8 protein-coding genes and 1 pseudogene are annotated in these 10043 nt (G+C 45.3%); 4 read left to right on the forward strand and 5 right to left on the reverse strand.

Annotation, left to right across the window (positions count from 1 at the left end; all coding sequences use genetic code 11):
• Positions 1-216 precede the first annotated feature (216 nt).
• From ACYVRB_RS13515 to ACYVRB_RS13525, 3 genes are all read right to left on the reverse strand, one after another.
• Positions 217-861, reverse strand: a complete 645-nt coding sequence (locus ACYVRB_RS13515) for a GntR family transcriptional regulator (RefSeq protein WP_461215978.1) — start codon at positions 859-861, stop codon at positions 217-219.
• 3 nt (positions 862-864) lie between these two features.
• Positions 865-2286, reverse strand: coding sequence for an MFS transporter (locus tag ACYVRB_RS13520; RefSeq protein WP_461215979.1), 1422 nt, complete (start codon positions 2284-2286; stop codon positions 865-867).
• An 82-nt stretch (positions 2287-2368) separates the two neighbouring features.
• Positions 2369-3385, reverse strand: a complete 1017-nt coding sequence (locus ACYVRB_RS13525; RefSeq protein ID WP_461215980.1) for a zinc-binding dehydrogenase — start codon at positions 3383-3385, stop codon at positions 2369-2371.
• Between the two features lie 277 nt (positions 3386-3662).
• Between ACYVRB_RS13525 and ACYVRB_RS13530 the strand changes: the two genes are divergently transcribed.
• The 4 genes from ACYVRB_RS13530 to mgsA all read left to right on the forward strand — a co-directional run bounded on the left by ACYVRB_RS13530 (position 3663) and on the right by mgsA (position 8035).
• Positions 3663-4340: a GntR family transcriptional regulator gene (locus tag ACYVRB_RS13530; protein ID WP_461215981.1), complete on the forward strand. Its 678-nt coding sequence runs from the start codon at positions 3663-3665 to the stop codon at positions 4338-4340.
• A gap of 163 nt (positions 4341-4503) precedes the next feature.
• Positions 4504-6123, forward strand: a complete 1620-nt coding sequence (locus tag ACYVRB_RS13535; RefSeq protein ID WP_461215982.1) for a mannitol dehydrogenase family protein — start codon at positions 4504-4506, stop codon at positions 6121-6123.
• 5 nt (positions 6124-6128) lie between these two features.
• Complete coding sequence (gene uxuA, locus ACYVRB_RS13540; RefSeq protein ID WP_461215983.1) at positions 6129-7205, forward strand: mannonate dehydratase; 1077 nt, start codon at positions 6129-6131, stop codon at positions 7203-7205.
• A gap of 407 nt (positions 7206-7612) precedes the next feature.
• Entirely contained in the window at positions 7613-8035 is a 423-nt protein-coding gene (gene mgsA / locus ACYVRB_RS13545) for a methylglyoxal synthase (protein ID WP_461215985.1), read from the forward strand.
• Positions 8036-8816: 781 nt separating this feature from the next.
• Here mgsA and ACYVRB_RS13550 read toward each other — a convergent pair.
• Together ACYVRB_RS13550 and ACYVRB_RS13555 are read right to left on the reverse strand one after the other, a co-directional pair.
• A pseudogene (locus tag ACYVRB_RS13550) lies at positions 8817-9134 on the reverse strand (DMT family transporter); the annotation flags it as partial.
• 183 nt (positions 9135-9317) lie between these two features.
• Complete coding sequence (locus tag ACYVRB_RS13555; RefSeq protein ID WP_461215986.1) at positions 9318-9632, reverse strand: DMT family transporter; 315 nt, start codon at positions 9630-9632, stop codon at positions 9318-9320.
• Between the last annotated feature and the right edge of the window lie 411 nt (positions 9633-10043).

Here is a 10043-nt window from a genome sequence, read left to right on the forward strand (position 1 = left end):
TCCGGCGTCATTTGAAAGTTGACCGCCGTCGGCGGTCACAGTCACATTGGTATTGCATTGCAGGGATAAGCTGGTTAAAGTTGAGATGGTGTGAAGCCTCGCTTTCGTGATGGTTTTCGTCGACTCAGCCTTAGCATATAGGCGCACCCAATGGGTGAAACACCAAAGCAGCGCAGTCCCGTGTGAATCATGGGATTGCGCTGCTTTTTTGAAATTCTATGAATAATCCAGGTAGTATTTGATTCCTACACAGATTCGTTGTATCTGAAAGCTAACGATTTCATCAATCTCAGGCGCCGATTTTGTTCGGATTGCTTTAAGCAGTTCCTCTTGTTCCGTAATGACACGACTATATGACGATGAGGACACGATATTGTGCATCTGCAACCAAGAAACTCGCTGCCAAATTGGCTGCAACCATTCCCATGCTGAGAGCTTCTTCGCACTCTGATATAACAATCGCCAAAACTCTGAGGCTTGTTTAGCAAAATTGAAAACATCTGTTATTTGACTATAATATCGAGTTAACGCAATCGTCTGTTTCACCTGATCATCTAGCAATATTTCTGGTTGCATTAATAGAACCGACAGTACAGCCTTATTTAATTGCTCAATGATAAATGCCGATTGTTCTAATTGATTATAATTCAAATAAGAAACGAAGCTTCTACTCTGTGGCAAGATATTCACTAATCCCTCGACTTGAAGTTGAATCAAGGCATTACGTATTGGCATTAACCCGACATTTAATGACCTTTGTAACTCCTTTGCGTGAAGTAGTGTTCCTGGGCATAAATGCATTGTAACAATATCTTCGCGAATCTGACATCTTATCCAATCATACTGAGTCGAGACATTCATATACTAGTCTACCGACTTGACTTTAGCTGAGGCATTCCGTGCATGTCGATCAGTAGAAGGATCCTCCAAATCGTTGAGGTCGCGCTGATTTGTATCCGGTGCAAGCCAAGCACTGATGAAGGTCGTTAAAGAGAAGACGATTATCATGATTGCAAGTGGCCACCAGCTCCCAGTGGCTACAGTAACCAGTCCTGCGGCAATCACTGGACCAAATCCCGTCGCAACCAAGCCACCGACTTCTTTCGAAACAGCCACAAACGTCATCCGGTGGATTGAGCCAAACAGTTCGGGAATCATGATATTTTCAAGTGAGAATAAACCTTGAACGCCCAAGTTGAGTCCAATAATCATTGCGATCGTGATTAATACCGTGCTCTTAGTGTTAATCAACAGCATCATTGGAATCGCATAAATCGCCATCGCTGCAGATAAGATCATATACATCTTACGACGTCCGATACGATCGCCAAGAAAGCCAACCAATGGAATTGTAATGAAGGAAACTAACGATGAGATTATGTTTGCATTTGTCGCTACTGTCTTAGCGACTGCAAGATACGTCACAAGAAAGCCTGCTAAATAAGTTTGTAGCAAACCACTATTGCCTGCTTGACCGAAGCGGAGCCCTGCAGAAATCCAGAAATTTCTGAGAGATGCGCTACGATGTCCTCCCTTAATAACCTTTAAAGCTTCCTTTGTATCTATCTGAACATTTTCTTGCTTAGCCATTTTTGCGCGTTCTTCTTCAAGCAGCTTTTTCTTCTCTGCCATCACTGGACTTTCTTTGATGAAAATCCGGATACCAATCGCAACAATCATGATCAAGAAAGATGCATAGAATGGAACACGCCAGCCCCAAGCAATCAGTTGTGCATGAGTGCACTTAGACAAAATAATCGTCCAAATTAAATTGGCTAACAACGTTCCTGTCGAAGTACCTAAGCAAACAAAACTCCCCGTAAATCCACGATGCTTCTGTTTTGCAAATTCAACAGTCATGACACTCGCACCACTAATTTCGGCACCAGCACCAAATCCCTGGAAAATCCGCAAAATCACTAAACCAATTGGCGCCCAAATCCCGACTTGCGCATATGTTGGTAAAAAGCCAATACAGGTTGAGGCCAACCCCATCAATGCAATGGTAATGAATAAAACATCACGACGACCAATCCGATCACCAAGTCGGCCAAAGAACCAAGCCCCAAATAGTCTTGCACAGTAACCGGCACCATAAGTTCCCATGGCCATAACCAAAGCCATGGAAGGGTTGTCATTCGAGAAGAAAATTTCATTAAAGACAATCGCTGCAGCTAATGAGTACAGTTGAAAATCCATGAAGTCCATAGCGGTCCCCATCCAACCACTAGCCGTAACTTTGATCATCTCTTTATTGCTGAGCGTGGTATCTTTTGCTTGTGCCATAAATAATACCGCCTTTCGGTAAGCGCTTTATTTTTCTCTCAAAAGTAATGCCAAGTTGCAACTTGGCATTATATTCGTCACACTAGAAAACTAACACGATCTTCCGAGCCTCATCAGGATGTTCATTCATTAAATCAAAGGCCTTTTGAATATCACGAAATGCAAATTTTTGATTGACCATACCATCATCGCCTAATTGGCCATTTTCAATAGCATGAATGATTGGTTCAAACTGAAAAGACTGATGCCGAGAGCCACTAATTGTTAATTGTTTCTGCATAATTGGCTTTTGTGTTACTGTAGTTGGCGCAGTTGAAAATCCTAGCGGGACGATCCGACCTGCTCCAGACGCTAATTCAAAACAAGCTTCGAAGGTTGAAGGGGCACCCACGGCATCAATAACAACGTTTGCCATTTCACCATTTGTCCATTCGCTAACTCGTTGCTGTAAATCCTCTGTCTTTACATTAACAATTGCATCTGCTCCGTTAGCTTTCGCAAAATCCAATTTAGACTGGGCAACATCCGAGATCATGACACGCGCGCCCTTTGCTTTGGCCACGCGAAGTGTCAGTTGACCAATTGTTCCTGCGCCTTGAATTAATACGGTCTTACCGAGGCCAACTTCGGCGAGGTTGGTCGCGTTGCCGGCAATAGTATACGGTTCTGACAAAACTGCTGTTGTCCAAGGAATTGTCTTCGAAATCTTATGTACTTGTTTCGACGGTAACTTAATATATTCCTGCATCCCACCATCACGATGGACACCCAACACTTGAAGTGAATCGCAAGCACCGTTCATTCCTTGGCGGCAAGCGTAACACTTACCGCAGTATTTGATTGGCTCAGCTACTGCATGATCACCAACTGCAATCCCATCTACATCGTCACCAATTGCAACAACTTCACCAACAAACTCATGCCCCATAATTTGTGGCAACTCTGCAAACGGGTTCAATCCAAGATACATCCCATTATCACTACCACAAATCCCAACAACCTTTACTTTCACAATCACATCATCTGTTGATGTAATAGTTGGCTCTGGATCCTCTTCGAGCCGCAAATCTTTTTTCCCGTATACACGTGCTACTAGCATTTTAAAATCCCTCCACATTATTGAACGAGTAAGTAACATTATCTTTCTTAGAACTCAAGAACATCAATAAGCAAACGTCTCTAAGCTCTGTACATATCCAACTGATATTCTAGAATTCTAAAATTCATAATTAATGTAACCCCTTCCATTAATTCTGTCAACTCCTTTTCCAAAAGACTCATACAATTTGGATACCCCAATATTGATATCTGTCGTATAATAGTTGAAAAAATAGCTGTCATTTTATGTTCTTTAGTGACGCATCAAAGAGGTATATATGAAAGAAAGTATTAGCTTTCAAGACGACGCTTATAACCAGATTCAGGACATGATCCTTCATTTTGAACTAAAGCCTGGTGAACGCATCAACAAAAAAAACTTAGAAGAAAGACTAAACCTTAAAATTGCTCCTGTTCGTCAAGCAATCGCAATGCTTGGGCGTGTTGGTCTCGTTGATGTCTATGCACAAAGCGGATCTTATGTGTCAAAAATTAGCATCAAGGCAGTATACCAGGCCTGTTTAATGCGCGAAACAATGGAACGAATGGTTGTTGCTCAGGTAATTTCTTCAATCACACCCGATCAAATTCAGTCATTACATACAATTATCAATCTTCAAAATATTTATATGAAATCTAATGACTATACTAATTTCTTCAATGCGGACGATCAGTTTCACGAATCATTTTACGTATTTACCGATAACCTTTTTATCTGGAACTGGCTTCAAGAAGCTAATTTACAATTTAATCGACTACGCTTCCTGCGATTAGAGATGCATACTCCTGACTGGCCCTTACTTATAGAAGAACACAGCAATATCATCAATTGTATTGAAACAAAAGACATCAAAGGTGCTCAGGCAGCCATCAGTCATCATCTTGAAAGCGTTAGAGAGGATGTTAAGATGGCTCGCCAGGCCTATCCAGATTATTTTTTTGATGACGAGAACTAAATTATAACTTCTTGTACTGCCTCAGCTTTTTGCCCTCTGCAAAGAGCTGTTTTTTTGCAATTTTAAAAAAAGGCCACTGGAACAGTGTTGTAATCGGATACATTAAGTGTTACCTTACAGATGTGACATTCTAGCATGTCAGTTTCTTGAAGGGAGAACAATTATGGTTAAACTAACAGACGACTATCGTCAAAATACTGCAGCGTTTCAAAAAGCTGGAATCACCGTGCCTGAATTCGACCAAGCTCAAATGATTGCAGCGACCAGAGAGGCTCCAGTCTGGGTTCACTTTGGCGGCGGAAATCTATTTCGCTGTTTCCACGCGGCAACCGCACAAACCTTATTGAATATCGGTGCCATTAAGAGTGGTGTCGTTGTCGCTGAAACATATGATGATGAAGTCATTGATAAGGCTTATACGCCTTATCAAAATCGCGCGTTACAAGTGATCATGGATGCTGATGGACACTTCGACAACACTTTAATTGCCAGTGTTGCTGAAGCCATTTACTACAACAAAGCAAACGCCAACGGCTGGCAACGCCTAAAGACAATCTTTGAAGCTCCATCCTTGCAGATGGTTACCATGTCGATCACTGAAAAAGGCTATTCCTTGCGCGACGTCAATGAAGCTTTGACTCCTGATGCCAAAGCAGACATTGCCGGTGATCCAGAGCAAGCCAGCACCAACATGGGTGCAATTGCTCGCCTTCTCCTTGCTCGTTTCAACGCGGGTAAGTTGCCAATAGCCATGGTCTCAACTGATAATTTCTCTCAAAATGGCAAACGTTTTGAAGATGCTATTCTTACGATTGCCGAAGGGTGGGTTGCCAACGAACATGCGCCTCAAGCATTTGTTGATTATCTCAGTGATCCCAAGCAAGTCAGTTTCCCGTGGAGCATGATCGACCGGATCACACCGAACCCTGCGACAACAGTTGCTGAAGCCCTCAACAAACAAGGATTTGAAGATACGACAATCATCCATACTGACAAACACACCAACATAGCACCATTCGGTAATACCGAAAAAACGCATTATCTTGTTATTGAAGACAGCTTTCCAAATGGCCGGCCAGCGTTAGAAAAAGCCGGTGTCATCCTTACTGATCGCGAAACTGTTAATGATGCCGATCAAATGAAAGTCACCGCCTGCTTAAACCCTCTGCACACTGGGTTAGCCATCTTCGGTTGCCTGCTTGGTTACACCTCAATCGCAGATGAATTGACTGATACTGACTTGGTCGCTTTGATCAAACAACTGGGTTATCACGAGGATCTGCCAGTCGTTAAAGACCCCAAAATCATCAATCCTAAGTCATTCATTGATGAATTAATCAACCACCGTCTTCCGAATAAGAATATCCCTGACACACCACAGCGAATTGCCAGTGATACTTCTCAAAAAATTTCAATCCGTTACGGCGTTACCATGCAACACTATCTTGATTCGGGTAAAGATCTTACCGCACTCAAGGCTCTGCCACTGATTCTTGCTGGCTGGTGCCGTTACTTAATGGGTATTCAAGACAATGGTAAAACATTCGAGCCTAGTCCTGATCCGCTCCTAAACGACCTGCAACCGTTCGTAGCCAATGTCAAACTCGGTGAAGTTCACAACGTGCACGATACGCTGGCACCAATCCTGTCTAATCAACAAGTCTTCGGTGTTGATCTCAGTAAGACTGGGTTGATTCCACTCATTGAAAAGAACTTTGCGGCAATGATTGCTGGTTCTGGTGCAGTTCGCCAGACGATTCACGATACATTAGGAAAGGATTGATCCTCATGAAAAATATGGGTTTTCGTTGGTTCGGCTCTAAAGACGATCCAATCAGCCTACAGCAAATTCGCCAGATCCCCGGCACAACACAAGTCGTCGGTGCATTGTATGATGTTCCCGTTGGCGAAGTTTGGCCTAAAGAAAAAATTGCAGCCTTAAAAAAAGAAATCGAAGACGCTGGTCTGCACCTGGAAGTCATTGAATCCGTCAATATCCATGACGACATCAAGATTGGCCTGCCAAGTCGCGATCAGTACATCGAAAATTATAAGCAGACAATCCGCAACCTTTCTGAATACGGCATCAAGGTGATCTGCTATAACTTCATGCCTGTATTCGACTGGTTACGCACGGACCTGCACCATCAACTCGCTGATGGTTCTAATGTTATGGCTTTTGAAAGCGACAAATTGTCTGATGATCCCCACGAGATCATTGAATCGACCCGCAACAATGCCCAAGGGTTTATTCTGCCAGGCTGGGAACCAGAACGGTTAGCGACGATCGAGAAGCTTTTTGATGCTTACAAAGACGTCGACGAAGCCAAACTTCGCGAGAATATGAAGTACTTCCTGGACGCCATTATCCCGACCTGTGAAGAATGTGACGTACGTATGGCGATGCATCCGGATGATCCGCCTCGTCCACTGTTCGGGTTGCCACGTGTTTATAAGAACGCCCAAGATATGCGTATCATTGAAGAAATGCATGAATCTCGCTATAACGGATTCACCATTTGTACCGGTTCACTCGGTGAAAACCCCGAAAATGATCTCCCAGCGATTATCCGTGAATTTGTTGGCAAAGACCGCGCACCATTTATCCACGCACGCAACATCGCGTATGATGACCCTAAAGCCAACTCCTTCCATGAATCTGCTCATCTCAGTGAATGTGGCAGCCTTGATATGTATGAGATTATGGAGGCTCTGCATGATACTAACTTTGATGGCTATATTCGTCCTGATCACGGTCGTAATATTTGGGGTGAATCCGGTCGTCCAGGCTATGGATTATACGACCGCGCACTTGGCATCGCCTACCTCAATGGTCTCTGGGAAGCGCTTAGCAAAACTAATTAATATCAACTAATCATCCTATACTTACCGTCAAAACACACGATCCTTACTGATTCATAGATTCATTATCCTTGTAGTTGCCAACACAGCGACAAGGAGCTGTATTTTTGCCGAATACAAAGTAAAGCCATCAATTCTTGTACGTAAGAATTGGTGGCTTTTGCGACCGATGGATTTGGCATTTCTCATACTACTATGAATTTCTTTTTATGGGAAGTTAAGGCTGTAACGCAGACCGCTAAGCACGCAATACACCACTCAGTTATAACTTAACACCTTAAAGATAGTCAGTTCATGAAAACAATCTGCTCCATGCGTCTGTTAGCCATACCTATTAATAAATTTGTTCCTGCATTCTTAATCTTGCTGTGCTATTCTGAAAGCGTTCACGATTGAAGGAGGAAACCACATTGAGAATTGCATTAATTGCCCATGATGAAAAGAAACCCTTAATGAAACAGCTCGCCGTCGCCTACAAGCCGATCCTCGCCCAACACGACTTGTTTGCCACCGGCCATACTGGCAGCCAGATCCATGAAGCCACTGGCTTGGACATCACCAGCTTCAACTCTGGCCCGCTTGGCGGGGATCAAGAAATCGGCGCATTGATCGCCAAGAACCAGCTCGATTTGGTCATTTTCCTGCGCGACCCACTCACCGCGCAGCCACACGAACCTGACGTCAACGCTTTGATCCGTCTGTGCGACGTCTACAACGTGCCATTAGCGACCAACATCGGCACGGCAGAAGTGTTGCTGCGTGGTCTAGACAGCGGCTTTATCAATTTCCGCTCCTTGGTCAACGGCGACACCAGCAAGCACGAAGCCTATTAATTCAGCGCACACCAAATCCACGTTTCAGCCTTACTGAACGTGGATTTTTTGCGGGCTGTTACCCGGTTATATGCAATTACGCGAGTGGTCGAGCGCCGCCAAGCCTGTAGTATCGGCTGTGCGCTCTACTTCCCAGAGATGCTGCGCGCCTGCGCTTGGGGGCTAGGCTGGCGAAGTTGCATGGCGCAACGCGGGTGTGGCTAGATACGCGATATGCCCCGCTAAGTGCGTGCCACTTCGCTCTGTGTTGCAGTCGAGCTGTGCAACCCAACGCGACTGCGGATAAGTCATCTCGGTCACGCACCGGCGTTGCCGGTGCGTACCCAAGCTACCTTATCCCCATCGCTAAAAGCGGGTTGCTCCGCTCTGTGTATCATGAATGTATCGCTGGGGCCGACCAGAATTACCCTTGGACCCCTAAGACCTACATTTGCGTTGCAACGCGTTTCGGAGAGCGACCTTAGACACGCTTCACTTGTCACCAAGTGGTTGAGCATCCGCTCAGACCTGTGAATTGGCCGCAGCTTTGTATCCGGCCGTTCAAGTCATCGATGTACTGGAATTGGAGATCCAGCCCCTAGGATCAGGAAGCTGCGGATGGTCGCACTGGTATGCTGGGGAAACAAAGAACATTTGGAGGACCGGTCAGTAGATGCCCCTACCCAACGCCTGATTAAATTATCACCTGGGTCGCAAAAATACGCAAAGAATTAGCCCCGCTGGGCGGTATGAAAGATTTTTTGAATTTTTAGCGGGACGTTTCACGTGAAACTCGCCGTCGCTAGTGGCTGGACCCTGACAAATTCAAAACCACAACGCCCACGATAATGAGCGCGATGCCAACAATATTGGCTGAGCTCAACGGCTCTTTCCAGACCAAAACCGCCACGAAGGTCGTCAGCAAAATCCCCAATCCCGCCCACAGCGCATACGCCACGCTTAGGTTAATCGTTTTGAGCGACAACGACAGAAAATAAAAGCACGCGGCATACGCGATCAGCGAGCCGATCGTCGGCAATAACACCGTAAAGCCGTTGGCAGCTTTCAATAAGTTTGTCCCTAACAATTCACCAAAAATGGCCACTAATAAAAATACGTATCCCGTAGTTGTCTCTCCTTTTCACAACAAAAACTCGTCGGCCCTAGAAAGTGATTTCCAAAGTCGGCGAGTCGTAAACTGTGCCACTAATCAAGCTATCCGTGTTGTCGATGCCATCATTGTAGCACCGGCTTTTAGCAAAAACAATCTTGCAAAAATCACAATAATGGTCGCTCACAAGCGCTACGCCGTCAGCTTCAAACCGACGATCGCGATCAGCAGCAACACAACAAATCCCCACGCCATTGGGCTCAGCCGGTCACCAAACATCACGACTCCTAAGATCACCGTACCAACCGCCCCGATGCCTGTCCACACCGGATACGCCAAACTCAGCGGTAGCGTCTTGGTCGCCTGCGCCAAAAAACCGAAGCTGGCGATCATCCCGACCAACGTCGCGATCGTGTACCCGATATGCGTGAAGCCGACGCTGAGCTTTAAAAATGTCGCCCAAACGACTTCAAATATTCCTGCAATGATTAAGTAGAGCCATGCCATGTTGTTTTCCTCTTTTCTAGTGCCGACCGGTATCGTCGAGCTACTCGAGGCAATGCGCTAGGTATAACGGGCCCATCAGTTACGCAAACAAGTTTGCGTACTGATAGCACACGTTATGCTACGCGCTAACCCGCCTCGATTCGCTCTGGGTTTCTTCGTCGAGCTACGCAGGACAACGGCATCGCGTATAAGCCATCTCGGTCACGCGCTGGCGTTGCCAGCACGCACCCGAGCTGTCTTATACACATGCCTAAAACCGTCCTGCTCCGCTCTGGTACAAAAAGGGGTCTACACTTTCTGGTGTTGGAGAAATCCAACGCCGAGAGTGTAGGCCCTTTTTAAAATGACAAATTAAAAGGACACCTACAAAGCTACCCATGCTATGCTCTAAGCGTCGAAACCAAAAGCTAG

The sequence above is a fragment of the Lacticaseibacillus boliensis genome (genome assembly GCF_054784775.1).

Coding starts and splice junctions, on each gene's coding strand:
- ACYVRB_RS13555 (WP_461215986.1), bottom strand. CDS start 9,632: ATGGCATGGCTCTACTTAATCATTGCAGGAATATTTGAAGTCGTTTGG.
- uxuA (WP_461215983.1), top strand. CDS start 6,129: ATGAAAAATATGGGTTTTCGTTGGTTCGGCTCTAAAGACGATCCAATC.
- ACYVRB_RS13515 (WP_461215978.1), bottom strand. CDS start 861: ATGAATGTCTCGACTCAGTATGATTGGATAAGATGTCAGATTCGCGAA.
- ACYVRB_RS13525 (WP_461215980.1), bottom strand. CDS start 3,385: ATGCTAGTAGCACGTGTATACGGGAAAAAAGATTTGCGGCTCGAAGAG.
- ACYVRB_RS13530 (WP_461215981.1), top strand. CDS start 3,663: ATGAAAGAAAGTATTAGCTTTCAAGACGACGCTTATAACCAGATTCAG.
- ACYVRB_RS13520 (WP_461215979.1), bottom strand. CDS start 2,286: ATGGCACAAGCAAAAGATACCACGCTCAGCAATAAAGAGATGATCAAA.
- ACYVRB_RS13535 (WP_461215982.1), top strand. CDS start 4,504: ATGGTTAAACTAACAGACGACTATCGTCAAAATACTGCAGCGTTTCAA.